Consider the following 24,434-nt stretch of genomic DNA (forward strand, 5'->3'; position numbering starts at 1 on the left):
CCCCCCCCCCCCCCCCCCCCCAAACCCCTGCCTACGGTGGCCCCGCCTTAGCTCGGGCGGGGCCGACCCATGTTCAGCGGTCGAACCGTCCGGTTTTGACGGCTCGTACGAACCCAACGACGTCGACGCGCAGCGTCGGCCCGTGCGGGTCCTTGGAGTCGCGGATGCGGTCTAAGGAACTCGCGAGCTCGACGCAGGTCCCGGAGTTGGGGCTGTAGCTGGACTTGCGCCAGGTTGTCTCAGCATTCACTGTCCTTCTCCATGTTCTTGACGATGTACCTGATCAGCTTGGCAGACTCGGCCTGGTTCATCGATACGTCAAGTACCTTCTCTGCCGCTAGCCGGTAGGTGCGTACGTCTGAGTCCTCGTGCAAGAACAATGCGGATTTGAGGTTTTCCAGGTGTACGATCGTGCTATCAGTGGTCTCAATGAGGTGGAATTGTCCTGCGAGTGCGGGGTGCCAGCTGCTATCGAAACGGAAGATCCGCAGGTCGACGTTGGGTCGACGGGCCATTTCGAGTAGATACCTGAGCTGCTCGATCATCACCTTTCTGCCGCCGAGTAGCTGTCGGATGGCGGCTTCGCCGATCAGTGCGGTGAACGGAGTGGGTCGATCGCACGTGATCACCTCGCGGCGCCCGATCCGAACGGCCACTCGGCTGGCCAGCTCGCTGGCTGGAACGCGCGCTGCCGTCATGGCAGCCCGGACGTAGTCGTTTGTCTGGAGCAGTCCGGGAATCAGTAGTGGCGACACTTCGAGAATCTTCGTCGCGTTCTGCTCGAAGTCGATGAAGGCCGCCAGTTGCTGGCGCTGAGCTGGAAGCGTCGTGGCGACCCAGTTCGAGTCATCCGCGCCGTAGGCCAGATCTACGATCTCTTCGTACCGGTCACCGTTGACGCCAAGCGACGTGAGAATCTGCGCAACTTGCTCGGGTTTGGGGGTGCGGTCTCCGGTCTCCCATCTTGACAGCACTCCGGGATCACGTCCGAGCTGAGTGGCGAACTCCCGTAGCGTGAGGTTTTGCTCCTGCCTTGCCTGGCGTAGCGCGTTCCCCAGCGCGCGGCCTTTCGGTGTCTTGGTCATAGCGCGTCTCCGTTGTCAGGTCCGCAACAGCGGCTTCGCCGGGCATTGCCGTCGGACTCACCTGTTGCGCCCACGGTCACAACGTTGTTGATAATGCCAGTTCGCGCCAAAGTTAGGAATTACCACATCGTGGCAACCTAAACGCTTGCGCTGGGAGGGCGTCTCATGCAACCCGTCGATCAATCAGCCAATCAGAATCGGTATTTCCAGTACCGGCAGGAGGTTGTGCCGGAGTGGTGCCGGTTCGCGCATATCCGTTGCGGCGCAAGCGATTCCTTGGTCCGGTCTTGGTGCCGACAGGTGTTTCAGGCTGGCGAGGTGGAGGAGTGCTCGCCACCTGGGGAGCCGCGCCCTGGGCTGTCGGTGGGAGTGCATGAATGCGCGGATTGCTTTGTGGCGGTCAGGTTTCCGGGTCTCGCCGACCGAACATCCGTGGACGGGATGATCCCGGCGCGGATCGATACGCCACGCGAGATGGCGTCCGCGATGCAGGTGCTGCAACAGGATCTGGCGGACGAAGCGCACCGCATCCCGACCGGTGATGTGGACACCGCACGCCTGGGCCGCTTGGCCGCCGACACCGAACGCCTCGCCAGCGCCCTGCGCCGCTTCGGCTGGCTCGCCACGCGAGCCTGACCCTCACATCGGCGGGTACTTGAACACCGGGACTGGTGGGACGGGCTCGGGGAATGCGTCCAGCACCCCCGATTCCGCCAGAACGGTGAGCACCTGCTCCACCGTGGACGAAGATAGGTCCGCGAGGGCGATGTGGAAGTTGTCGCCACCGTAGCGCTCCGCCGCCAGGATCGTGGGGATCTGCCGGATCAGGTGCTCGGCGTCAGAACGGCCTTTGGTCCACCACTGTTCGAAGCCGCGCAGCAGGATGCCGCCGCCCCAGATCGAGCCCGTGCTGATCATGCTGAGCAGTACGGGCACGAACTCAGTTTCCGCTTGCGTGGGTTTGTGCACCTTGCCGTCTCGCAGGTATTGGTCGGGGTTGGTGCGGGCGAGGTTGATCTCGACACCGACCCCGACGGCGGCGGTGAAGTGATCCACGAACGGCTCGTACAACCGGGGCGGCAGATCGACGTGCAGCCCGACCTGGGTCCGCAACGTGCGATCGAAGTCGGGGTTCTCGTGCACGATCACCGACGGACCGGACGCTACCGGCGGTTCGGGCTCGTCCCGGACGGGCTCATCATCGATGACGTTCAGCGAGGCGACGATATTCTCCCAGTCATTGATGAAGTCGCACATGTCGATCGGGAGGGGGACTGATTCCATGATCGCGCGAAGCTCGTCCCTCTCTGGCCGCGAGATTGGGAAGAATTTCTTCTTGAGCATGGCCAACAGCACGTCGAGAACCTCGTAGTGCTCGCCAGCATGCGCTGCGCTGGACATGAACGAGTACGTCTCTTGGGGAATGCGCTCCCGCATTCCCTGAAAAAGAGCGTCCGTCCTGTTCATGAATTCGACTTCGTTCATGGTCACATTTCTCTCGGATTCTCGTGCACGCCAGGTCCGCTCTTGGGGTAGCCGGTGACGACGCTACCGTTCCCGTCGAGGACGACCTCGATGAAAACGCCGTCCCGGACGCCGACGGCCTTCCAGCGGCCGTTTGGCTGAAGTACCGGCGGACTATCCGGATCCTTCGCCACGTCTTGAACCCGATTCAGAATGTCTGTTCGGCTCCAGCCGGGAGGAAACTCGGTCTTCCCTGGTTTCCCGGTCCCGGCGAGATGGCCGCCTGCGGTCTTTGGCGGCGGGTCGCCGTCGAGCATGTGGGTCGCTCGGTCGGCCGTGATGTGCACGGATGCCGGGGCGGGGTGTGGCTCGGCCACTCCTGTCCAGGCGTCGTACGGCGCGGTGCCGAGGTGTTGTTCGAGTCCATGGTCTGCCTGATCGTAGGCCCGCCGCTCGGAGTCCAGCGTGACTGCCTCGGCACTGCGTGCCCAGTCGTGCAGCCGGTCGGCGACGCCGGTTGTCAGCAACTGCATGGCTTCGCCGCGCTCGTACTCGTATGTTGCTTTGATTTTGGGGGTGATCGTCTGGACCGCCATGTACTTGCCTGCCTCGGCACCCAGTTCGGCGAGCGAGGCGATCGGATTTCGCCGTAAGAAGCCGAGCGCGGAGAAGATGTCCAGATCGCCCACTATCTCGTTGAGCCTCGCGATGCTCGCCTGGGCGTTGCGCACCGCCTTGGACAGGACTCTGGACGATTCGCTCAATGCGCTGCACGCGGAGGTGAGCACGGGCAGGATCTCCGAGGTTCCGCACAGCTGGGATTTGGTGGCCCAGTACTGGCGGATGCTGTCGAAGACCGCGCCGCGATTGGATTCCACCAAACCACTGATCAGTTCATCGCCGGATCGCGAGACGTCCCGCAGCGTGCTGGCGAAGCGCTTCCACTCGTCGTACGCGAACATCAGCTTCTCGGGGTCGCCGTCGGGCCAGTACTCGTAGCCCCAGTCCTCCAAGGCCTGCGCCGGGGCGCCCGAGCCGCTGGGTGGGGGTTCGGGGCCTGGGAGGACGGTGTCGACCGGGAGCTGGGGTAATCGTTCGGGCAGTGCGGCGCCGTGTCCGGCGATGGAGGCTTCTTCGGAGTCGATGTAGTTGTTGCCGGTGTCGGTCATGCCCTGCGCGATGCCGCCCAGCAGGTCGGTGGCCGCGCCGAGCACCGCCCACACCGCCCGCGCTGTGTCGTCGTAGAGGGTGCGCCACGGGGCCAGCACCGGGTCGGCTCCGGCCATGCCGACGGCATTGCCGTGCAGGTTCCGGCTGATCCAGCCCATGTTGTCGGCCAGCTGCTGCTGGAGTCCGTGGAACGACCGCGCGGCGCGGCGCAGTTCCTCGACGGAGACGTCGACCTCGCCATCGGGCCCGGCGGCCGGGCCCGCCGACATCGGCACGGTCGCCGACCCGCCCGATGCCCCACCGGTATCCCAGATGGCCAGGTTCGCCTGGTGCGCGCTGCCGTAGTTCTCGTCGATCAGCGACAGCAGGTCCGCCATGTCGTCGAGGAATTGGGTCATCTCCTCGGCTTCGCGAACCCACGTCGCCCGTGCGACCTCGAAGCTCTCCGCAGCCTGCCCGGTCCAGGACGCCCGCAGCGGCCCGAGTGATCCGTCGAGATCGGCCAGCTTCGTCCGGATCTGCCCGGTGGCGTCGCGCACGCTTTCCCACGCCTCACCGATCGCGGCGTAACGAACAGCGAACCGATCCATCCCGTTCCCCCTAGAACCGCGGCAACCCCACAGTCCTAGGCCACGCCCAACCAGTGATCAACCGGTTTCAGCGAACTGTGATCAGCGCGCCCCCTCCAGGAGCAGCTATTTCCGAGTGAAGGGCACCTTCGACCGACTATGCCGGTCAAAGGTGCCCTTCACTCATCACTCCGCCGGGTGGCGGTGACCAGCCAGACGGTGCCGCGAAGACGCACGCCCTGCGGGGTTTCGTACGGCCGGAATCCGTCCCGGACACCATCGCGAATCCGGTCGACGGTGTTCTGGTCGAGGCCTTGGAGGTTGAAGCGGGCCGGTCCGGTGGAGCAGATGAACGCGGCGGCGTCGGCAGCATCCGCGCCGAGCGTCATCGTCGCATTGACGGAGTCGATGGTGATGTCGCCGAATCCGGCTTGGCCGAGCACCTCGCGGATGCGTTCGGGGTCCACCAAGGACATCATCCCGTGGGCTGCGGGTGATGGGCTGTGGGAGAACTCGCGCAGCGCGGCCGTCGCCCGGCCGTAGTCGCCGTCCGGGCTCGGCGCCGTGGGGCAGATGAACACCAGTCGGCCGCCGGGGCGCAGGGCGCGGTGGATGTTGGCGAATGCGCCGACCAGGTCGGCGAAGAACATGACCCCGCCGCGGCTGACCGCAACGTCGAATTCGCCGTCCGGGAACGGGTAAACCTGAGCATCGCCCTGTTCGAACGCGACGTTCGCGATGCCTTCGGCGTCGGCGCGGGCGCGGGCCAGCATCGGGGCGGACAGGTCGATGCCGACGACCCGACCGCGCGCTGCCTTCGCGGCGGCCAGCCGGGTGATGTGCCCGGTGCCGCATCCGACGTCGAGGACGCGGTCCCGTTCGCCTATCTCGGCGGCGGTGAAGAAGGATTCGTTGAAATCGTCGACCATTCCGCCGTAGCGGTCCGGGTTCTCCGCCCAGTGCTCGCCTTCCCAACCGTTCCACGCTTCGGCCTGTTGCACGTTGACCACGGGTTGCATGACGTCCCTCTCGCTAGAGTCGTTCTCTAGTGTTCGACTCTAGTTATAGACTCCGGGTATGAGTCCGGTCAACAAGGGCGGCAAGCGGGCGGAGAAGGCCCGGCAGACACGGCTGCGGATGCTGCAGGCCGCCGGGGAGCTGTTCGTCGCGCGCGGTTATGGCGCGACGCCGCTGCAGGACATCGCCGACCGGGCCGGGGTCGCGGTGCAGACCATCTACTTCACGTTCCGCAACAAGCGAACGCTGCTGAAGGAGGTCGTGGACACCGCGATCGCAGGCGACGACGAGCCGATCGCGACGATGGACCGGCCGTGGTTCCGCGCGGCCCTCGACGCCGAGACCGCAGAGGCCCAGCTGCGGGCGCATGTCGCGGGCGTGCGGCACATCATGGAGCGGGTCGCCACGATCAGCGAAATGCTGCGCATCGCCGCCGCGGCGGACCCCGAGATCGCGGATCTGTGGCAGCAGGACGCCGACCCGCGCTACACCGTCCAGGCGGCTGCGGCGAAGGTGCTGGTCACCAAACCCGGTGTGCGCGCCGACCTGTCCGCCGAACACGCCGCCGACGTGCTGTTCGGCCTGCTCAGCCCCGAGCTCTACCTGCTGCTGGTGCGCGACCGCGGCTGGGCGCCGCAGCAGTGGGAGCAGTGGGCTTTCGACACCCTTCGCGCCCAGCTCTGCCAACCCTGACATCCGGCCTGGGGCGTGTTCACCGGTAGCGATTGTGGTCGACGACCGGTGCAGTGCCGGGCAGGGTCGAGGACATGCGAATCCTCGTGCCGGGTGGAACTTCGTTCCTGTCGAAGGAAGTTGTTGCCGTCGCGTTGCGGCGTGGCCACGACGTGATGTGGCGCCGCTCGCGGTCGAACGGGGCCGGTCCCGGTCGGCGCCGAACTGGTGGCGATCGATCGGGACGAGCCGGTGCCGTCGATGTGTTGGCCGGACAGGGTTGTCCGAAACCACTCCAGCGTCGCACTCGACTCGCGACCCATTCAGGTGAGGGGTGAGGGGCACCCGTGACCAAGTAACTGGGTCACGGGTGCCCCTCACCCCGTTCCTGTCACCGTACTTGCAGTCGGGTGTCAGCGGCGGAGGAGGTGTTCCATGACGTTGAGGGCGACTGGGATGGCGGTTTCGTCGATGTCGAACAGTGGGTTGTGGTGTGGTGCGGTGTTGCCGCCGCCGACTGTCATGTAGGTGGCGATGCCGCCCTGTTGCTGGACGGTGCGGGCGAACAGGCTTGCATCATCGCTGCCGCCCATCTCTTGGTAGCCGGAACCCGTTGTGGCTTCTGGTAGTTCGGCCGCGATGCGGTTGATGGTGTCGACTAGTTCCGCGTCGCAGTCCATGGTGGCCGAACCGCCGGTTTCTACGACGTCGACGGCGACCCCGTGCATCGTGCCCGCGCCGCGCAGCGCGTTCTTGATTCGCTCCGTCAGATCCGTGCTGACCCCGGAATCCGTGGAGCGGGCTTCCAGTGTCATTTCCGCCCAGGACGGCACGATGTTCACGTTGTCACCGCCGTGCAGGGTGCCGACGTTGATGCGGGTGTCCGCAGTGGAGTAGCGCGGCAGCGCCATCACGTTGAGCAGCGCGCTCGCCGCGGTGACGAGTGCGTTGGCGCCCTGTTCCGGCGCTCCTGCGGCGTGTGCGGCCGTGCCGGTGAAGTTGGCGCGCATCTTGGTGGTGGCCAGCAGGCCGCGGATGCCGCCGTTGACCTTCCCGGCCGGTTCGTCGAGCCCGAGGTGCACCGCCACGAACCGGTCGATGCCGTCGGCGGCGCCCGCTGCGAGCATCGACGCCGCACCACGGCCACCTTCCTCGGCGGGCTGGAACAGGAACCGGACCGTGCCCGCGAAGTCGTTGTCCGCGACCAACCGGCTGGCCAGCCCGAGACCGATGGTGGTGTGGGTGTCGTGCGCGCACGCGTGCATAGCGCCGTAGTCGCAGCGGAATCCGAGTGCGGCTGGGGTGTGCTCCGAGCTGTCGGATTCGGTCAGCGGCAGCGCGTCCATGTCGAAGCGCAGCCCCCAGGTGGGGCCGGGGCGGTTGCCGCTGACCTCGGCGATCACGGCGGTGCCGAACTCGGCGGCGTGCTCGACGCTCGCGGCATCGGCCCCGGTGATCACCGCGCGCTCGGCGAACAGCTCGCGCCGCTGGGCGCTGGGGTAGTCGACCACCGTGTCGGCCCGCATCGCGGCCTGCCCGGTCAGCGGCTGCAGGCCCAGTTTCCGCAGGTGTGACACGACGATGCTGGACGTGCGGATCTCCAGGAACGCGGGCTCGGCGTACCGGTGGAAGTCGCGTCGCAGCGCCACGAGCTCGTCGAACTGCATGTTCTCTCCTTTGTAGACGGTCACAGCCGGATGCCGGAGCCCGGCCCCACCGGCAGGTTGAAGAAGTAAAAGACGGCGAGGATGAGCAACCACACCGCGAAGAACGGCAGCACGAAGATGCTCAGCCTGGCCAGCAGCGTGCCCAACTGCGTCTCCGGCTGGTACTTCCGGTTCACGCTCAGCAGGATGTAGACGTAGGCGTTGAGCGGGCTGACCGCCTGCGTGGACGAGTCGCCGATCCGGTACGCGGCCTGGATGAACGCCGGGTCGTAGCCGAGGATGGTGAACGCCGGGATCATCACCGGCGCCAGCAGCGACCACAGCGCCGAACCCGAGGTGATGAACAGGTTCGCCACGGTCGCCAGCAGGATCATCACCAGGATGGCCGGGAAACCGGTGAGGTGCGCCGCGCGCAGGCCGTCGGCGGCGCCGACGGCGATCAGGGTGCCCAGGTTCGACCAGGTGAACAGGGCGATGAACTGGGCGGCGACGAAGATGAACACGATGTAACCGGCCAGGTCCTTGACGGTCTCGGTCATCATCCTCGGCACGTCGGCGCGTTTGGTGACGGTGCCCGCCGTGACGCCGTAGGCCACCCCAGCCAGCAGGAACGCGAAGATGATCAGCGGGACGAGGCTGTCCAGGAACGGCGAGGGAACCAGCGTGCCGCCGTCGCCGCGCAGGAAGCTGCCCGGCACCAGCCACGCCCCGAAGGCCAGCAGGGCGTAACCGACGAGCACCGCGAGCGCGCGCCACACACCTTTGCGCTGCCGTGCGGTGAGTTCCGTCGTCTGCTCCGCGTCGGGATCCGTCCACGGCCCGAGCCGCGGCTCCAGCACCCGGTCGATCAGGAACCCGCCCACCAGCGGGAGCAGCAGCCCGGCGGTCGCGGCGAAGAAGTAGTTCATCGCGATGTGGGTGTGCACCTCGGTGGGCAGCGGGGCGATCTGGACCGCCTTGCTGGTGATGCCCTCCAGCAGCCCGTCCAGCGAACCGATCAGGATTCCGCCGCCGTAACCCGTTGCGCCGCAGGCGAAAGCACCGATCAACCCGGCCACCGGATTCCGACCGGCGGCCTTGAACATCAGCGCGGCCAGCGGCGGGATGACGATCATGGACGGATCGGACATCACGTGCCCCTGGCACGCCACGAACGCCACCGCGTAGGGCAGCAGCCAGCGCGGCGCTCGGCCGAAGGCCAGGGTGACGGCGGCGGACAGGAATCCGGTCCGCTCGGCGAAGCCGACGACGAGCATCATCGCCAGCACCGTGCCCAGCGGCGGGAAACCGATGAAGTTGTCCACGAAGTTCGTCAGGAACCACACCAGGCCCTCGGTGCTGAGCACGGCGTGCACCGGGACCGGTTCGGGTTTGCCGGGCACCTCGACGGTGACGCCGAAGGCCGCCACCGCGGTGGAGATCACCGCCAGCGCGATCAAGAGGTAGACGAAAAGGAAGAACGGCTCGGGGATCTTGGCGCCGAGCCGTTCGATTCCGGCGAAGATCCGGTCCAGCCGGGTGGTCCGGGTACGCGCTGTGTCCATGTGCTCTCCGAGCGCAGTCGAACTCGCTGCGGGCTGGATCCCGCAGTGCAGACAGGGTGGACAAGCCGTCAGCCGCGTTGCTTGGATTGCCGGAAACGGTCAGATGAAGGTTCGTGCATGCAAGATTCGTCCACCTTAGACGAGCTCGACTTGGCGCTGGTCAATGCCGTGCAGATCGCCCCGCGCGGCTCCTGGCAGGTCCTCGGCTCGGTGCTGGGCGTCGATCCGAGCACGGTGGCGCGCCGTTGGCAGCGGATCAACGAGCTGGGCTTGGTGTGGATGACCGCCTACGCTCGGCTGACCGGTCTCGGCGATCTTCTGGGCGAGCGTGGCGCCCGACGAGTTGTCCGAAGTGGGGCGAGCCCTGGCGAAGCTGCCGGAAATCCGCTTCTGCGCCGGGCAGAACTCCGCCTGGACACCCAGCCAACCTTGCTGGGCCTCAGTTCCGCGTGAGCACCTGTTCGGAGGTGGTGGGGGAGTTGGCGATTTCGCGCGAAATCGCCATCTCCGCCCCACGCGGAGCGGCGGTTTCGCGCGAAATCGTCCACCCCGTCCGCCACCCGGGTCCGCCGCGGGTTCAGTCCTTCGGCGACAGGACGGTGACGATGGTGGAGTCGTCGGCGGCACTGAGGCCCGCTTTCTCGCCGATCAGGTAGAGCTGGTGCGCGGCCGCGGCCAGCGGGGTCGGCACGTGGGCGTCGCGGGCGAGTTCGCCGACGATGCCCATGTCCTTGACGAAGATGTCCAGCCGCGAGCGGACTTCCGCTCCGTCGCCGTAGGCCTCCAGCATTCGGGGACCCCGGTCGGCGAGCATGAACGAGCTGGCCGCGCCCTGGCTGAGCGCTTCGATGACCACGCCCGGGTCCAGGCCGATGCCGCGCGCCAGCGCCACCGCCTCGGCGGCAGCGGCGATGTGCACCCCGGCCAACAGCTGGTTGATCGCCTTGAGGGCCTGCCCGTCGCCGGGGTTGGGGCCGATCACGGTCACCGTCGACGCGAGCCGTTCGAGCACCGGGCGGGCGATGGCCAGCGCCTCGTCGTCGGCGCCGACGACGATCAGCAGGTCGCCGGTTCCGGCGCGGGCCGGGCCGCCGCTGACCGGGGCGTCGACGAAGCGCTGGTCGGTCAGCCGAGCCGCCGTGGCTCGGGCCGCCTGCGGGCCGACGGTGCTGGTGAGCACCACGACCGCGCCCGAACGCAGCGTGGACGCGGCACCCTGCGCGCCGAAGAGGGCCTCGTCGACCTGCTGCTGGTCGCGGAGCGCGAGCAGCACGACATCGGCGTCGGCGGCGGCCTCGGCCGGACTCGCCGCCGGGGTGGCGCCCTGCTCCGCGGCTCGGGCGCGTTGCTGCGCGGCTACGTCGAACGCGGTCACCGGGAACTCGGCGGTGAGATGGCTGGCCATCGGCAGCCCCATCGCGCCGAGGCCGATCACCGAAACCCGTGGCGTGGCCATGTCTTCCTCCGGTCGTGAGTGCTGCTGCGTGCTGTTACCACCGAGATCACCCACGAGTGCGCAGGGTGCGGACGACGTGGGCGAGGGCGTGCTCGTCCCCGACGTTGCCGGGGAAGACGATGTAGGCGATCCCGGCGGACGCACCGGTCACCGGTTCCCACAGCGACACCATGCCGGGCAGCAGCGTGCCCCTGGTGATCGCGCGGCGGATGTGCAGGCTGTCGGTGGCGATGTCGCTGGAGGTGATTCCGCCCTTGGCGACGACGAACCCGGGCCGGTGCCGCCGCACGGTCGCGGCCACCGCCTCGACGAGGGCGGCGGACACCGCGCGGGCGATGGTCAGGCTGTCGTCCGCATCCGCACCCGTGACCAGGGTCCGGCTGGTGCGGATGACCACGTCGCAGCGCGACATCGCCTGCGCCGCACGGGCGCTGACCTCGGCGATGTGATCGTCCCTAGTGGACGGATCCAGCAGCGTCGGCACGTCCAGTTCGAATTCTTCGATGCCGCCGAGCTCGCGCAGCCCGGCGAGCTGGGCGGTGGTCAGCCCGACGTGCGAGCCGATCGCGATCAGTCCGTGCCCAGCGCCGTACGCGCGCAGCGCGGCGCCGTCCAGCGGCGGGCTGGCGTCCTGCCCGATGCGGGCCCGGACGAATGCCGGGCCGACCCGGTAGAGCAGCCGGGTGCCCTGCGATTCCGCCCGGTGCAGGGCGAGCGCGAGCACCCGCAGATCGTCGTCGCAGGCCGCGTCCACGACGATCGGCCGCCGGTCGCGCGCCCCGCTCAGCAGACCGGCGACGTGCTCCGGCCCACCGGTGCGCAAGTCGGTCAGCGTGATCGCCATGACGTCCTCGGCCGCGACCCGGCCCCGGGTCTTCTCCGCGACCCAATCGCGGAGGTTCGAACTGCGGTAGCCGAAGCTGGCGTCGCGGGCGAACTCGGTCTCCCCGGCCGGAACCATCCCGTCGGCGGTTCGCGTCCAGTGCACCGAGTCGATCGTGATCCGACCGGCATCCGGGAAGGCGGGCACGATCACGACACCGTCGACCGGGCGACCATGCCGGTCCAGTTCGTCGGCCAGCACATCGGTTTCCAGCGGGAAGTGGCCGCGCAGCGTCGAGTCGCTGCGGCTGGCCAGCACGAAGTCCACGCCTTCGGCCCGGGCCGCCGCGGTGAGCGCGTCGACGACTTCGCGGTTGCGGGCCGCGGCGTCCTCGGCGGCGAGGCTGCGGGTGTTGATGAGCACGAAGAAGGCGCGCCCCGGCTGCCGCAGCCCCCACCGCAGGTCCTCGGTGGACCAACTGGTCAGCACCGGCACGTCGGCGACGGTCTGGGTGCCGGTCGGGTCGTCGTCGAGGATGACCAGGTGTGGCCCGTCGACGATCTCGGCCGCCTCGACCGAGCGGACCGGCGGCAGCCCGGCCAGCAGCTCGTCGATCGCAACCGGTGTGCTGGGGTGCGGCATTGCTCCTCCCGGCATTGCTCAGTCCTGCTTGTCGATCAGGTGGGTGCGCAGGTCGTCGGCGGTTTGCGCGAGGTGGTCGATCATCGCCTGGCGAGCCCGCGCCGGATCGCCGGATTCCAGCGCGCGCAGGATCTTGGTGTGCTGCTCGATGGCGTTGGCGCGGATCTCGCCCACCGAGGAGGTCTCCCGGCGGCCTTCGATCAGCAACCGGCCGAACGGCTCGAACATCTGCGGGATGAACACGTTTCCGGTGGACTGCATCACGGTGTTGTGGAAGGCGATGTCGGCGGCGACGAACAGTTCCACGTCGTCGGTGTCGGCAGCGGTCTGCATGTCGTGCAGTTGCTCGCGCAGTTGCACGAGGTCTTCCTCGGTCCGCTTGACCGCGGCGAGCTCCGCGGCGCCGATCTCCAGCAGCCGACGGGCCTCGATCAGGCTTTCCGAGACGGCCCGGCTGCTGGATCGGGGCGAGGTGGCGGCCCGGATCATCGGATCCAGCGCGGTCCACTGCGCCGGGGCGTTGACGTAGGTGCCGCGTCCGCGCTGGATGCGCACCACGTTCTGCACCCGCAGCGCTTTGATCGCCTCCCGGATGGTCAACCGGCTCACCGAGAACTGCTCGGCGAGCTCCCCTTCGGAAGGCAGCGCGGTGCCAGGCGGGTAGGTGCCGTCGATGATCGACCCGAGCAGCTTCTCGGAGAGCTCGTCCGGCAACGACACCCGAGGCTCCTGTCATCAGACGTCAGATGTCCTGAGCGAGACTAAACCTCCGCCCGCATCCCGTCAAGGACGCGGTTCAGCGGGTGGCGATCGCTCACCGCGCTGCCAGCCGGTAGACGCGGCGGGCGTTGTCCCGCCCGATCATGCGGGCCACCCGGATCGCGTCGGAGGCCGACCATTCGCCCGCGTCCACCCACTCCGACAGGGCCTTTCGCATGCCGCGCCGCCACAGCAGCGCGCCGAGGTGGTGCAGCTCCGGCGGCCCCCAGGCGTCGGAGGAGAACAGGATCTTCGCGAAAGGCGCGAGCTCCAGCGACTCGGCGACCACGGCGGAGGAGCGGACTCCGCTGTGGTTCACGCCGAGCCCCACGTCGAAGTACACGTGCGGGAATGCCTGCGCCAGGTATCCGGCATTGCGGTGGAACGGATAGCAGTGCAGCAACAGCAGATCCACCCCGAACGGCTCGACGAGCTTGATGAACCGCGTCAGCAGCAGCGGGTCGCAGCGGTGCAACTCGATGTCTGGATCGCCGTAGCCCGCGTGCAACTGCAGCGGCAGACCCCGGTCGAGGCCCGACCACAGCAGGAAGCGCAGCAGCGCCGGGTCGGCCACTCGGGTGGTGCCGGAGCGCAGCCAGCTCCTGGCGGCCGCGACGACTTCGGCGGGCGAGGGGCGCCGCGGATCGAAGTCGAAACCGTAGCGGTAGGCGACGATGCTCTTGAGGCCCACCGCGCGCTCGGTGCGCTCCGCGAGCACCTCCGGGAACCGCGACGACAGCTCCGCCGCGCCCACCCCCTCCCGTGCGAGGTCTTCCAGTACCGCTTCCAGGCGCACGACCTCGTCGGCCGGGACACCCGACGCCGACGCCATCTCGGTGGGGGAGAGGATCTCCTCACCCCGGTACCCGGTCTCCACCAGGTAGTGCTCGATGCCGCTGGCAGCCAGCAGCCGCCGCGCGATCTCGTGGGCCCCGAGTTCTTCGCGCCGCGCCACGTAGTCGGCGGCGTCGACGTGCGGCGGCAGGTCGAGCACCGGGGCGCACCAGCGGCGGATGGCGAACCCCAGCTGCGAGTCGAACTGGGTCATCCACGCCGGAACCGGCCGGTCGGACTCGGTGAGCAGCAGTTCCAGCGTCGGCCGGTCGACCGCGCTGGCCAGCGCGCCGTGCACGTGGTGGTCCACCAGCGGCAGGTCGTCGATGGCGGCTGCGAGGTCCTCAGTAGACATCCGCTGTCCTCTCGGTGCGTCGTCGGATCCGTCGAGGTGCGCCAGTTCGGCGCCGACATCGAGTATGGAACGAGCCCGGGCATCTTCCGCGAAGTGGAATCGTACGATCCACTCGGATGGCCATGCCCGACCGTTCGTCGTCGCGCGCCCACGTGTCGGCACGGGTCGCAGACCTGGCGATTTCGCGCGAAATCGGCACGTCCCCTGGGGAGGGGACGGCGATTTCGCGCGAAATCGCCTCGAACGTGACCAACGCCACTATTTCTCCGCCTCGGGCCCTTGTGGCGTCCATTTTGGACACCGTGGGTGCGCGTGGTCGTGGGACTCCGCGCGTGGCCGAAGTTCGCAGCTCTGCCGCGCTGCACCGGGCATCGACGCGGTCGGTGGTGGTACCCGCACCGCCGCGTCTGGTCGAGCGGACGGTTCCGATCGCGTCGTGCCGCTGCGGCGCGCAGCACACTGACCGGTTGGTATGCGTGTGGTACTCCTGATGGACCGCCCAGGTCAGGGGCGTGTTCGGAGGTGTGATCATGGGCGACTCGCGGCACGAGTGGATGCAGCCGGGCGCATACCCCGTCGCGCCGGGCGTGCACCGGATTCCGCTGCCCCTGCCAAACGACGGGCTGCGCGCCGTGAACGTCTACGCGGTGACCGACGGCGACGCGCTGACCCTGATCGACGGCGGATGGGCGCTGGAGGAATCGCGGGACCAGCTCAGCGCCGCGTTGCGCCAGCTCGGGGCCGGACTCGGCGACATCAGCCGATTCCTGGTCACCCACGCGCACCGCGACCACTACACCCAGGCCGTGGCGCTGCGCCGGGAGTACGGCTCCAAGGTGCTGCTGGGCGAGGACGAGCGGCACACCATCCGCGCCCTGGCGGATCCCGAGCACCGGTCGCTGGACAAGCAGATCGAGATGCTCCTCGCCTGCGGCGCCAAGCCGGTGCGCGACGCGGTGGCGGCCGCCCGCGACGGCGGCCGACGCGGCAAGCACGTCTGGGAGGAGCCCGACGAGTGGATCGGCAACTCCGCCGACCTCGGCCTGGCCGACCGGTCGCTGCGCGCGTTGGCCACCCCGGGCCACACCCGCGGGCACCTGGTGTTCATCGACGACGTGAGCGGTCTGATGTTCGCCGGGGACCACGTGCTGCCGCAGATCACGCCGTCCATCGGCTTCGAGCAGGCGCCGAGCGAGGCGCCGCTGCGCGATTACCTGGCGTCGCTGCGGCTGGTCCGCACACTGCCCGACATGCGACTGCTGCCCGCGCACGGTCCGGTCGCCGACAGCGTGCACCAGCGCGTGGACGAGCTGCTCGACCACCACGACAGGCGGCTGGCGGCGACCGCGGAGGTCGTCGGCAGGGGCGCCAGCACCGCTTACGAAACAGCCCGCGCGCTGACTTGGACGCGTCGCGAACGAACCCTCGACGAACTCGATCCGTTCAACCAGATGTTGGCGGTGCTGGAAACCGCCGCCCATCTGGATGTGCTGTGCCTGCAAGGCAAGCTGGACAAAACGGAGATCGAGGATGTCGTGCACTACGAGTTGGCTTGACCAGTCCCGTCCGGCAACTTTCGGTAATCGCCGGATGTTGCTGTGCGTGCAGGAAAATCACCCGGCTGCCGCGTTCGGTGACCAACCTCGGCGTGCGAGTCTGGAGAGGCCCATCAGGGGCTTGAGGCAGCTGGGGGGCGGGTACCTCGTTGGGGTCGAAGCGAACGTTGCTAGGAGCTCGTCATGTTGAGCAGGCACGAGCGGGACAGGTTGGCCGAGATCGAATCCGCTCTGGCGTCCGATGATCCTCGGCTGGCGGAGAAGTTCGATCGGTTCGACGGCGGCCGCGGCTGGCCGGGGGTGCGCAGGCTGCTGGTACTGCTGATGCTCGTGGTCACCGCGTTGTTGGCGTTGTTGTGCCTGGTGAGCGGTTTGGTGTTGAGCTCGATCATGTTGGGACTGCTGACCGTCGCGGGGACCGCCGGTGTTTGTTGGCATTTTCGGCGGAACCGGCATCCGTGAAACCCATTGCGTCCGATGTGGACGGTTCAGGACGTGGGGTGCGGCAGTGCCTGCAGCACCGTGTCGGGCTCGACGTAGACGCCTTCGGGCAGGCTCTCGATGCGGTCCAGGTGCGCCGTCGGCGCGCCCAGTGCGACGCACTGCTGGAAGATCTCCTGCTTGGTGGCCGGAAAACGCACGTGGCAGAGGAACCTGAGCAGTTCCGCGCGGTCAGGTACGGGCATCATGTCCCCCGCTGGTCGAGCCAGCCGTGTCGACAACCGACTACCCTTCCCACCTGGCGGGCACACGCGGTGTCGCGATGACCTCGCGGATGTGGCGAATGGGTCGGTTGGGAGCTGACACCACAGCCGTCGGTGGTGCTGCTGGCGGGGATGCGCGATCACCACGAAGTGCGGCGGTGGGCCCGCTTTCCGAAGCAGGTCTGCGCCGGGTCTTGTTGGTGCTGTGCGCCACCGAGATCACCAGCTGGGGCGTGCTGGTCTACGCCTTTCCTGTGCTGGCGCCGACGATCAGCGCGGACACCGGTTGGTCGGTGGCGATGCTGACGGCCGGGTTCTCGGTCTGCCAGATCATCGCGGCGCTGACCGGTGTGCTGGTCGGCCGCTGGCTGGACCGCTGGGGCCCGCGCCCGGTGATGACGGCGGGCTCGATGCTGGCCGTCCCGGCGCTGGTGGGCATCGCCTTTGCGGCGAACCCGGCGTGGTACTTCATCGCCTGGATCGTCGCGGGTTTCGCCACCTCCGGCGTGCTCTACCAGCCCGCCTTCGCCGCGCTGACCAGGTGGTGGGGGCAGCGGCGGGTGAAAGCCCTGACCACCGTGACCCTCGTCGCCGGACTGGCCAGCACCGTGTTCGCACCGCTGACGGCCGTCCTGGTCGCCTACTTGGACTGGCGGACGACCTACGTCGTGCTCGCCGTGATCCTGGGGCTGATCACGATCCCCGCGCACGTGCTCGGCCTGCGCGGCGCCTGGCCGCGCGTCGCGCGCGCCGAGCAGGTGCGCAACGGAGATCCGGGCGCGGTGGTGCGCAGCCGCGCCTTCGTCGCGCTCGCCGCGGCGACCTGTTCCGGTCAGGCGGTGACGAGTTTGCGGGCAGCTGCCGCGATGGCGGGCGCATCGATGCCCGCCTGCCCGAGCAGCTCGGCCGGGGTGCCGGAACCGGGCATGTTGCGCACCGCCAGGATCCGCACCGGGGTTCCGGTGCCGGTCAGGGTGCTCAGCACGGCCTCGCCGAGACCACCTTCCGGCCAGTGGTCCTCGGCGGTGACCAGCCCGCTGGTCTCGGTGGCGGCCCGGCGCAGCGTGGCGGCGTCCACCGGTTTGATCGAGTACAGATCGATCACGCGGGCCCGAATTCCCTCCTGGTCAAGCGTTTCCGCCGCGCGCAGCGCCTCGTGCAGGGTGATGCCCGCGCCGACCAGGGTCACGTCGTCGCCGTCGCGCACCACGCGCGAGCCGCCGATGGGGAACTCCTCGCCGGGCTGGTAGATCACCGGGGTGGCGCCGCGGGTGGTCCGCATATAGCTGATACCGGTCTGGTCGGCCATCGCCTCGACCAGCCGCACGGTCTGGTTGCCGTCGCACGGGTAGAGCACCGTGCTGCCGTGCACCGCGCGGAACGCGGCGAGGTCTTCCAGCGCCATCTGCGACGGTCCGTCCTCGCCGATGGACACCCCCGCGTGCGAGCCCATCAGGCGCAGGTTCGCGCGGCTGACCGCGGCCATCCGGATGAAGTCGTAGGCGCGGGTGAGGAAGGCCGCGAAGGTCGAGGCGAACGGCGTCCAGCCGCGCACCTGCATGCCGATCGCGGCGGAGAGCAGCTGCTGCTCGGCGATGTACATCTCGAAGTAGCGCTCCGGGAACGCGGCCCGGAACAGCTCGGAGAAGGTCGAGTTCGACACCTCGCCGTCGAGCGCCACCACGTCACCGCGCCGATCCCCGAGCGCGCGCAGCGCCTCGCCATAGGCCTTGCGGGTGGCGACCTTGCCGCCGACTTCGAACGCCGGGAGCCCGCCGCCGCGCACCGCGAAGGTGTGCGGTGTCTCGGTGCCGGTCGGTTTGGCCACCGTGACGCGCAGGTCGCGGATCCCGCCGAGTTCGCGGATCGCCTCGTCGGGGTGCACCAGCGCTTTGCCGTGGAACCCCGGCTTGTCCTCGACTTCGGCGACGCCCTTGCCCTTCTTGGTGGCCGCCAGCACGGCGACCGGCCGACCGTCGCCGGAGGCGGCGTCCTTCAGCGCGGATTCGACCTGCTCCGGGTCGTGGCCGTCGATCTGCAGCGTGCGCCACCCGGCCGCGTGGGCTCGGGCGGCGTAGGCGTCGAGGTCCCAGCCGTGCATCGTCTGCCCGGTCTGGCCGAGCCGGTTGACGTCGACGAGCGCGATGAGGTTGTCCAACTGCTCGTGCCCGGCGTGCTCCAGCGCTTCCCAGATCGACCCCTCGGCCATTTCGCTGTCGCCGCAGAGCACCCAGACCCGGTAGGGCAGCCGGTCCAGCCGCCGCGCCGTCAGCGCCAGGCCCACGCCGATCGGCAGGCCTTGGCCCAGCGATCCGGTGGCCACGTCAACCCAGGGCAGCACCGGTGTCGGATGGCCTTCCAGACGGCTGCCGAACTTCCGGAAGGTGAGCAGTTCGGCGTCATCGATCGCGCCGACGGCCTTCAAGCACGAGTAGTACAGGGGCGAGGCGTGCCCCTTGGAGAAGATGAGGTGGTCGTTGCGCGGATCGTCCGGGTGGTCGAAGTCCAGCCGCAGGTGACCGTCCAGCAGTCCGGCCAGCAGATCGGCGGCGGACATCGACGACGTGGGGTGCCCCGATCCAGCAGCACTGCTCGCGCGCACGGAGTCGACGCGCAATTGCTGCGCCAACTCGAAGCGGAACGTCAGATGGTCCATGCCTCGGGTGATGCCCGCCGACGCGGCCCGCGAAACCAGCACCGACCGCTGGCGCCCGCAGCCTGGTACCGCAGATCATGTTTTTGAATCTCTTGAAGCGGCCCACTCTCGCAGCTCGCACCGCCGCGGGTTCTCAGGCGTCGTCTCGGAAGAACAGCCTCGACGTGATGTATTGGGGGATACATGATGTCGGGGATCCAGGGCCGAGACGGCGTCTGAGGTTCCGCTACCCGCTCCGCCTCGCAGCAGGAGTCATCGACAAAGCTCAGATCATGTCGGAGTTGCTGAGGCCGGAGAGCAGGCGCTTGATCACCTCGGGATCGATCTCGGCGGTTTCGTCGACGGAATGAACGTTTTGGCCAGCGCGCTTCCGGGAGCGGCGGGGCAACGGCACCGCGTTCGCGTCGACACCGCGCGGCAACGGCACCTCGCACCACACCAGCGTGCCGCCACCGCGCAGCGCGGTCGCACCGCAGCGGCCACCGGCGAAGCCGGGCGCCAGCGCGGGCGGGATGGTGCCCTGCTCGTCCTCCACCTCGGCCACCAGGCTGTCGCCGCTGAGCCGCAGCCGGACCGTGATGAAACCGGGGGAGTCCGGATCGGCGCTGTCCACCGCCGCGGTCACCAGCGCTTCGGCCAATTCCATGGTTTCTTGGACCAGTTCACGCAGCGACCACTCTGCGAGAGCGAATCTGACGAACATTTCCGTGCAGTTCAACGCGCTGGGTAGTGCGATGAGTCGCAGATCGTCGACTTGTGTGGTCTGGGTGTTGTTCACCTGGTTGTCGTCCTCCGTCCGCGTCCGCTGCGCGTCATCACCCGCCTGCCGTATTTTGCCAACACGTGCGGGTGGCTTGTCCACAGGGGCGGCGACTTCTCGAAACGCCGCTCTACGGGTCTTTTCCGGCTGAAATGTGGTTTCTCCGGCGGGCGCGTCGTGCGGCACCCGGTCGGCCCGCACGGCGCGCCCCGTCAGGTGATTCGGTGCATATCGGACATCTTACCAACTGTCTCTTGTGGACGGTTTTTCGGCGAACCCTGTTGCGGCACAGCGAGTTCCGTCACGGATGCTCGACCACGCCGACCGCGGTCGAAGCCGACGGCAGTGGTCTGGCCAAAAAATTACGGCACTGATCCCAGTTGGTACAGACCGGCGCGTATCGGTTCCGCAACGGGAATATTCCAGCCTTATGTTGGCGGGATGTCTAGCGGCCGGATGGCCGGTTTTGGCAGCGGCGGTTCGGGTGCCCGCAATGCGTCGCGGGCACCCGAACCGTTCACACGAGGGTGTCCAGGCCTTCCCGGATGGTCTTGCCGATCAGCTCGATCTCCGACTCGCTGATGATCAGCGGTGGCGACACCGCCATCGCCTTGCCCAGCGGTCGCACGATGACGCCGAGATCGCGGATGGCGAGCTGCGCGCGGACCAGCGCGCCGGGATCTTCGGCCAGCAGTTCCGGCGCCAGCTCCACCGCACCGAGCAGACCGGTGCCGCCGCGCACTTCGCCGACGGCCGGGTGGTCGGCGAGTTGCAGCAGCGCCTCGTGCAGCGGGCGCTCCAGCTCGTCGGCACGCGGCAGCAGCTTCTCGCGCTCCAGGATGTCGAGGTTGGCCAGCGCCGCGGCGCACACCGTGGGATGTCCGGAGTAGGTGGCGCCGTGCCGGAACGGACGGCCCGGCTGGCTCCAGAACGGCTCGGCCACCCGACCGGCGATCACCACCCCGCCCAGCGGCAGGTATCCGCTGGTCACGCCCTTGGCGAAGGTGATCATGTCGGGCTGCAGACCCCACCGCTCGACCCCGAACCAGCTGCCCACCCGGCCGAACCCGCAGATCACCGCGTCGGCGACGAACAGGATCTCGTGCTCGGCGCAGATCTTGGCGACCGCTTCCAGGTAGCCCGGCTGCGGCGGGTACAGCCCGCCCGCGCCCATCACCGGCTCGGCGAAGAACGCCGCGACCCGGTCCGCGCCGATCCGGTCGATGGCCTCCCGCAGGCTCTCGGCGTCGTCGTGGGAGACCCGGCTGGTCTCCGGCACGAGCTGGCCGAACCCGACCTGGTTGGCGTCGATCCCGCCGATGCTGGTGCCCATGCCGTTGGTGCCGTGGTAGGCGTTGCCCCGGCTGAGGATGTGGGTGCGCTGCGGCTGCCCGCGCTGGGCCCAGTACTGCCGGGCCAGCTTGGCCGCGGTGTCGATCGACTCGCCACCGCCGGTGGTCAGGAAGATCTTCGCGTCGTCCATCGGGGCGAGCTGCGAGAGCCGTTCCGCGAGCGCCTCGGCGGGCGGGTTGGTGAAGTCGTTGAACACGAAGTAGGACTCCAGCGTGCGCATCTGCGCTGCGGCGGCCTCGACGATCTCAGCGCGACCATGGCCAACGTTGGCGTACCAGAGACTCGCGGTGCCGTCGAGGTAACGGCGGCCGTCCTGGTCGTGGATCCAGACCCCGTCAGCCTTGCTGACGCAGAACTGGCTGCCCTTGACCTCGAACATGTCCGCGAACGGGTGCCACAACGCAGTATTGCGCGGTGCTGTCGACATGCGTTCCTCCATTCGGTGTCGCGCCCCCAGCTTCGTCGTCCGACCCGTGAGTACGCCAGTGCCAAAACGCCGAAAAACGTCGGATGAGTTGGCCAGTTCGCCCACACCGGGCGCTGCGCCGCATTCGGAGGCCGGGACTTTGTCCTCTGCTGAGGGTGTGCTATCGGCGGCACGGTGAACCGCATGGAGGTGATCAACCCATGGACTGGTTCCCGATGCTTCGCCGGGCCCCGGTTGAACCCCCCGACGAGCGTTCGTGGACTCGCGAAGACGTCGCCGCGCTGGCCGAGGCGGTGCGCTGCACCCCGTCGGTGCACGGCCCGCAGCCCTGGTCGCTGCGGATGCGCGGGCGCACCGCCACGCTCCGACTCCGCTCGATGGCGGAGCTGGTCCAGCAGGACCCGGACGGACGCGACCGGCGGATGTCGTGCGGGGCGGCGGTGGCCAACCTGGTGACCGCGCTGCGCGGTCTCGGCTGGGCCACCGATGCGCACTGGCACGTCGACGAGCAGCGGGAGGGCGCGGCGACCGTGATCGGCACCCACCGGCACCACGCCACGGCGGTGGACCGCGACCGCTGGCAGGCCATCGCCCACCTGGTCGACTTCCGGCGGGCCTTCACCGACCGGCCGGTGCCGCACCTGGCGCGCGCCGCCGTGCTCGACGCGTCGACCACGCAGGCCGCCTGGGTGCACGGGCCTGCGGAGGAGCGCGCGCTGGCGAGGCTGCTCGGCCACGCCGCGCGGGCCGACCACGACGAACCGAGCTACCAGCACGAGCTGGACGTCTGGATCGCACCGATCGCGGCAGACGCGCCGTCGGGCATCGACCTGCCCGCGGTCGGCCGGGTCGGCGCCAAGGCCCAGCTGCACCCGGAGCGCGTCGCGCGATGGCTGGCGCAGGAATCGGTGCTGGTCTTCAGCACGATCACGGACAGTCCGCGAGATCACCTCCAGGTAGGTGAAGCCGCCGAGCGCGCCTGGCTGGAGGCCACCCGGCTGGGCCTGGCCGCCTCGGTGATGACCCAGCCGCTGCGCGTGCCCGAGGTGCGCTTGGGGCTGCGCGACGAACTCGGCCTCGGTGGTGTGCCGCAGCTGCTGATGCGGGTCGGCTACCCGGCGGCGATCCCGATGCCGCGCGCCACCCGGCGGCCGAACACCTGACCGTCCACTGTGGTCGAATGGGGTACTGGTCCCATGGGGTACTGGGCGGGGCCGGGTTCGTGTCGAGCGCCACATCGCAACCGATTCAGCGCCTGGCATCGTCGAAGCGGGGTCGGGCGAAGCGTCCGGTTGGTGGGACGTGCGGCCCGCCGATTGACATGCCGCTGCTGCTCTGCCCACGATTGGTTTCGTGACGTTCCCGGTGTTCACGAAGCGGCGACACGTGGATTTCCGCCGCGTGTCCGCCCAAGCGTGTCGGCCCTAGCGCTCCGCCAGCCCGGTTCCCGCGCGGCAGTGCGGACCCGGTTCAGCAACAGTCCACAGTGGACTTGAAACTCGGACCCAGGGAGCACGTGTGTCCAGCGTTCTGGTAATTTCCGGCAGCCCGTCGCGCACTTCGAAGACCGAGCGGATCGGCGAACACGTGGCGCAACGCGTGGCGGCTTCCGGCTGCGGCGTCGAACACCTGCGCGTTCGCACCCTGCCCGCGGACGCGCTGCTCGGTGCCGACACCCGCGCCCCGGCGATCGCCGACGCCATCGGCCGGGTCGCCGAGGCCGACGGCATCGTGCTGGCCACGCCGACCTACAAGGCGGCCTATTCCGGCCTGCTCAAGACGTTCCTGGACCTGCTGCCGCAGTTCGGCTTCGCGGGCAAGGCGGTGTTGCCACTGGCCACCGGCGGCAGCATCGCCCACGTCCTGGCCATCGACTACGCACTCCGCCCGGTAATCCACTCCCTAGGCGCCCGACACGCGGTGCAAAGCCTCTTCGTACTCGACAAGCACCTCACGCTGGTGGGCGACCAACTCAGCATCCACCCAGACACCGCAGCCCCCCTAACCGACGTAATCGAACAATTCACCAAAGCCCTCGAAGGCATCCCCCACTCCACAGTCCTCGGCCGCTCAGCCTGAACAACCCCGCGAACGCGGGTGATGGGAACGGGGTGAAGGGCACCTTTCGCCAACTTACTTGGTAAAAGGTGCCCTTCACCTCTCACCTGAAAGGGGTCACGCGCTGCGTGGTCGGATGATCGCGTGGCAGTGCTGTGATTTTGGTCGTACTCCGCGGATTCGGATCATGACAGGGTTGGGCGATCCGAGCGAAGGGAGTGTCGATCATGGCCGAGCGCAGCCCGAAGCTGCAGCGCGCGTACGACCTCAAGAGCAAGGCGGAAGCCGAAACCGTCTACGACGAGTGGGCGGCGGACTACGACGCGGACATGATCGAGGGCATGGACTACGTGGCGCCCGCGAACGCCGCGAATCGACTGGTCGATCTGGCAGGCGGCGATCCGGGACCGGTGCTGGACGCGGGCTGCGGGACAGGTCTGGTCGGCACGGCGCTGGCGGCCCGGTCGGTGCCGGTGATCGACGGTGTCGACCTGTCGCAGGGCATGCTCGACCAAGCCCGGGCCCGCGGCGTGTACCGGCACCTGAACAAGGCCGACCTGACGCAGCGCTTGGACATCGCGGACGACAGCTACAGCGCGGCGATCTGCGTCGGCACGATCACCGACGGTCACGTCGGCCCGGAGGTCTTCGACGAACTGGTCCGGGTGGTCCGCCCCGGCGGCCTGGTGGTGGCGACGGTCGCCCACGTCTGGGAATCCCGCAAGGTCGGCGAACACATCGACACCCTGGTGGCACAGGGTCTGGTCCACCTCCGCGAAGCCGACGAATGGGAATCGGTACGAGGCGAAAACGTCCACTGCCGAATCCCAGTCCTAGAAGTCCGCTGAGGAACAGCCAGGGGC

24 protein-coding genes and 1 pseudogene are annotated in these 24,434 nt (G+C 68.5%); 10 read left to right on the forward strand and 15 right to left on the reverse strand.

Annotation, left to right across the window (positions count from 1 at the left end):
- Positions 1 to 73: 73 nt before the first annotated feature.
- Both ACTWQN_RS28300 and ACTWQN_RS28305 read right to left on the reverse strand, forming a co-directional pair.
- A complete protein-coding gene (locus ACTWQN_RS28300; RefSeq protein ID WP_443206641.1) occupies positions 74 to 250 on the reverse strand; it encodes a DUF397 domain-containing protein in 177 nt (58 codons plus the stop codon).
- Positions 240 to 1,085 carry a helix-turn-helix domain-containing protein gene (locus ACTWQN_RS28305; RefSeq protein WP_443206642.1) on the reverse strand — a complete coding sequence of 282 codons (846 nt, stop codon included), beginning with the start codon at positions 1,083 to 1,085 and terminating at the stop codon, positions 240 to 242. Before ACTWQN_RS28305 ends, ACTWQN_RS28300 begins: the two co-directional genes overlap by 11 nt.
- Before the next feature lie 165 nt (positions 1,086 to 1,250).
- Between ACTWQN_RS28305 and ACTWQN_RS28310 the strand changes: the two genes are divergently transcribed.
- On the forward strand, positions 1,251 to 1,721 hold the full coding sequence (locus ACTWQN_RS28310; RefSeq protein ID WP_443206643.1) for a hypothetical protein: 471 nt from the start codon (positions 1,251 to 1,253) through the stop codon (positions 1,719 to 1,721).
- A gap of 3 nt (positions 1,722 to 1,724) precedes the next feature.
- Here ACTWQN_RS28310 and ACTWQN_RS28315 read toward each other — a convergent pair whose 3' ends face one another.
- The 3 genes from ACTWQN_RS28315 to ACTWQN_RS28325 all read right to left on the reverse strand — a co-directional run bounded on the left by ACTWQN_RS28315 (position 1,725) and on the right by ACTWQN_RS28325 (position 5,307).
- Positions 1,725 to 2,570, reverse strand: coding sequence for a hypothetical protein (locus ACTWQN_RS28315; protein ID WP_443206644.1), 846 nt, complete (start codon positions 2,568 to 2,570; stop codon positions 1,725 to 1,727).
- A 2-nt stretch (positions 2,571 to 2,572) separates the two neighbouring features.
- Positions 2,573 to 4,309 carry a WXG100 family type VII secretion target gene (locus tag ACTWQN_RS28320; protein ID WP_443206645.1) on the reverse strand — a complete coding sequence of 579 codons (1,737 nt, stop codon included), beginning with the start codon at positions 4,307 to 4,309 and terminating at the stop codon, positions 2,573 to 2,575.
- A 158-nt stretch (positions 4,310 to 4,467) separates the two neighbouring features.
- Positions 4,468 to 5,307, reverse strand: coding sequence for a class I SAM-dependent methyltransferase (locus ACTWQN_RS28325; protein WP_443206646.1), 840 nt, complete (start codon positions 5,305 to 5,307; stop codon positions 4,468 to 4,470).
- Positions 5,308 to 5,365: 58 nt separating this feature from the next.
- On the opposite strand from ACTWQN_RS28325, the gene ACTWQN_RS28330 reads away from it, so the two are divergent.
- Positions 5,366 to 5,998: a TetR/AcrR family transcriptional regulator gene (locus tag ACTWQN_RS28330; RefSeq protein ID WP_443206647.1), complete on the forward strand. Its 633-nt coding sequence runs from the start codon at positions 5,366 to 5,368 to the stop codon at positions 5,996 to 5,998.
- 392 nt (positions 5,999 to 6,390) lie between these two features.
- On the opposite strand, the gene ACTWQN_RS28335 is transcribed toward ACTWQN_RS28330, so the two are convergent.
- On the reverse strand, positions 6,391 to 7,644 hold the full coding sequence (locus tag ACTWQN_RS28335; protein WP_443206648.1) for an amidohydrolase: 1,254 nt from the start codon (positions 7,642 to 7,644) through the stop codon (positions 6,391 to 6,393).
- 20 nt (positions 7,645 to 7,664) lie between these two features.
- Positions 7,665 to 9,188 carry an AbgT family transporter gene (locus tag ACTWQN_RS28340; protein WP_443206649.1) on the reverse strand — a complete coding sequence of 508 codons (1,524 nt, stop codon included), beginning with the start codon at positions 9,186 to 9,188 and terminating at the stop codon, positions 7,665 to 7,667.
- Positions 9,189 to 9,305: 117 nt separating this feature from the next.
- Here ACTWQN_RS28340 and ACTWQN_RS28345 point away from each other — a divergent pair, with 117 nt between their 5' ends.
- On the forward strand, positions 9,306 to 9,641 hold the full coding sequence (locus tag ACTWQN_RS28345) for an Lrp/AsnC family transcriptional regulator (protein WP_443206650.1): 336 nt from the start codon (positions 9,306 to 9,308) through the stop codon (positions 9,639 to 9,641).
- A 124-nt stretch (positions 9,642 to 9,765) separates the two neighbouring features.
- On the opposite strand, the gene ACTWQN_RS28350 is transcribed toward ACTWQN_RS28345, so the two are convergent.
- From ACTWQN_RS28350 to ACTWQN_RS28365, 4 genes are all read right to left on the reverse strand, one after another.
- Positions 9,766 to 10,644 carry an NAD(P)-dependent oxidoreductase gene (locus tag ACTWQN_RS28350; protein ID WP_443206651.1) on the reverse strand — a complete coding sequence of 293 codons (879 nt, stop codon included), beginning with the start codon at positions 10,642 to 10,644 and terminating at the stop codon, positions 9,766 to 9,768.
- A gap of 46 nt (positions 10,645 to 10,690) precedes the next feature.
- On the reverse strand, positions 10,691 to 12,109 hold the full coding sequence (locus ACTWQN_RS28355; RefSeq protein WP_443206652.1) for a four-carbon acid sugar kinase family protein: 1,419 nt from the start codon (positions 12,107 to 12,109) through the stop codon (positions 10,691 to 10,693).
- Between the two features lie 18 nt (positions 12,110 to 12,127).
- On the reverse strand, positions 12,128 to 12,829 hold the full coding sequence (locus ACTWQN_RS28360) for a FadR/GntR family transcriptional regulator (RefSeq protein ID WP_443206653.1): 702 nt from the start codon (positions 12,827 to 12,829) through the stop codon (positions 12,128 to 12,130).
- A 94-nt stretch (positions 12,830 to 12,923) separates the two neighbouring features.
- Entirely contained in the window at positions 12,924 to 14,057 is a 1,134-nt protein-coding gene (locus ACTWQN_RS28365) for an amidohydrolase family protein (RefSeq protein ID WP_443206654.1), read from the reverse strand.
- Between the two features lie 116 nt (positions 14,058 to 14,173).
- On the opposite strand from ACTWQN_RS28365, the gene ACTWQN_RS28370 reads away from it, so the two are divergent.
- From ACTWQN_RS28370 to ACTWQN_RS28380, 3 genes are all read left to right on the forward strand, one after another.
- A complete protein-coding gene (locus ACTWQN_RS28370) occupies positions 14,174 to 14,548 on the forward strand; it encodes a hypothetical protein (protein ID WP_443206655.1) in 375 nt (124 codons plus the stop codon).
- Between the two features lie 39 nt (positions 14,549 to 14,587).
- Entirely contained in the window at positions 14,588 to 15,613 is a 1,026-nt protein-coding gene (locus ACTWQN_RS28375; RefSeq protein ID WP_443206656.1) for an MBL fold metallo-hydrolase, read from the forward strand.
- A gap of 183 nt (positions 15,614 to 15,796) precedes the next feature.
- Positions 15,797 to 16,075, forward strand: coding sequence for a DUF3040 domain-containing protein (locus ACTWQN_RS28380; protein ID WP_443206657.1), 279 nt, complete (start codon positions 15,797 to 15,799; stop codon positions 16,073 to 16,075).
- A gap of 26 nt (positions 16,076 to 16,101) precedes the next feature.
- Here the strand turns inward: ACTWQN_RS28380 and ACTWQN_RS28385 are convergent, their stop codons facing one another.
- Positions 16,102 to 16,302, reverse strand: a complete 201-nt coding sequence (locus ACTWQN_RS28385; protein ID WP_443206658.1) for a DUF2795 domain-containing protein — start codon at positions 16,300 to 16,302, stop codon at positions 16,102 to 16,104.
- A 314-nt stretch (positions 16,303 to 16,616) separates the two neighbouring features.
- Between ACTWQN_RS28385 and ACTWQN_RS28390 the strand changes: the two are divergent.
- Positions 16,617 to 17,096 (forward strand): annotated as a pseudogene (locus ACTWQN_RS28390) (MFS transporter); the annotation flags it as partial.
- Positions 17,097 to 17,149: 53 nt separating this feature from the next.
- Here the strand turns inward: ACTWQN_RS28390 and ACTWQN_RS28395 are convergent.
- The 3 genes from ACTWQN_RS28395 to ACTWQN_RS28405 all read right to left on the reverse strand — a co-directional run bounded on the left by ACTWQN_RS28395 (position 17,150) and on the right by ACTWQN_RS28405 (position 21,513).
- Positions 17,150 to 18,973 (reverse strand): transketolase, encoded by a 1,824-nt coding sequence (locus ACTWQN_RS28395; RefSeq protein WP_443206659.1) that lies wholly within the window; start codon positions 18,971 to 18,973, stop codon positions 17,150 to 17,152.
- A gap of 265 nt (positions 18,974 to 19,238) precedes the next feature.
- Positions 19,239 to 19,751, reverse strand: coding sequence for an ATP-binding protein (locus tag ACTWQN_RS28400; protein ID WP_443206660.1), 513 nt, complete (start codon positions 19,749 to 19,751; stop codon positions 19,239 to 19,241).
- Between the two features lie 499 nt (positions 19,752 to 20,250).
- The gene (locus ACTWQN_RS28405; RefSeq protein WP_443206661.1) at positions 20,251 to 21,513 is read right to left on the reverse strand and encodes an aminotransferase family protein; all 1,263 of its coding nucleotides are present in this window, start codon (positions 21,511 to 21,513) and stop codon (positions 20,251 to 20,253) included.
- A 200-nt stretch (positions 21,514 to 21,713) separates the two neighbouring features.
- On the opposite strand from ACTWQN_RS28405, the gene ACTWQN_RS28410 reads away from it, so the two are divergent.
- The 3 genes from ACTWQN_RS28410 to ACTWQN_RS28420 all read left to right on the forward strand — a co-directional run bounded on the left by ACTWQN_RS28410 (position 21,714) and on the right by ACTWQN_RS28420 (position 24,419).
- Complete coding sequence (locus ACTWQN_RS28410; protein ID WP_443206662.1) at positions 21,714 to 22,676, forward strand: nitroreductase family protein; 963 nt, start codon at positions 21,714 to 21,716, stop codon at positions 22,674 to 22,676.
- 355 nt (positions 22,677 to 23,031) lie between these two features.
- Positions 23,032 to 23,592, forward strand: coding sequence for an NADPH-dependent FMN reductase (gene ssuE / locus ACTWQN_RS28415; protein ID WP_443206663.1), 561 nt, complete (start codon positions 23,032 to 23,034; stop codon positions 23,590 to 23,592).
- Between the two features lie 206 nt (positions 23,593 to 23,798).
- Positions 23,799 to 24,419 carry a class I SAM-dependent DNA methyltransferase gene (locus tag ACTWQN_RS28420; RefSeq protein ID WP_443206664.1) on the forward strand — a complete coding sequence of 207 codons (621 nt, stop codon included), beginning with the start codon at positions 23,799 to 23,801 and terminating at the stop codon, positions 24,417 to 24,419.
- Positions 24,420 to 24,434: the final 15 nt, after the last annotated feature.

Origin of the sequence: Saccharopolyspora antiqui, assembly GCF_052246905.1 — a bacterium.
Lineage (GTDB): Bacteria > Actinomycetota > Actinomycetes > Mycobacteriales > Pseudonocardiaceae > Saccharopolyspora.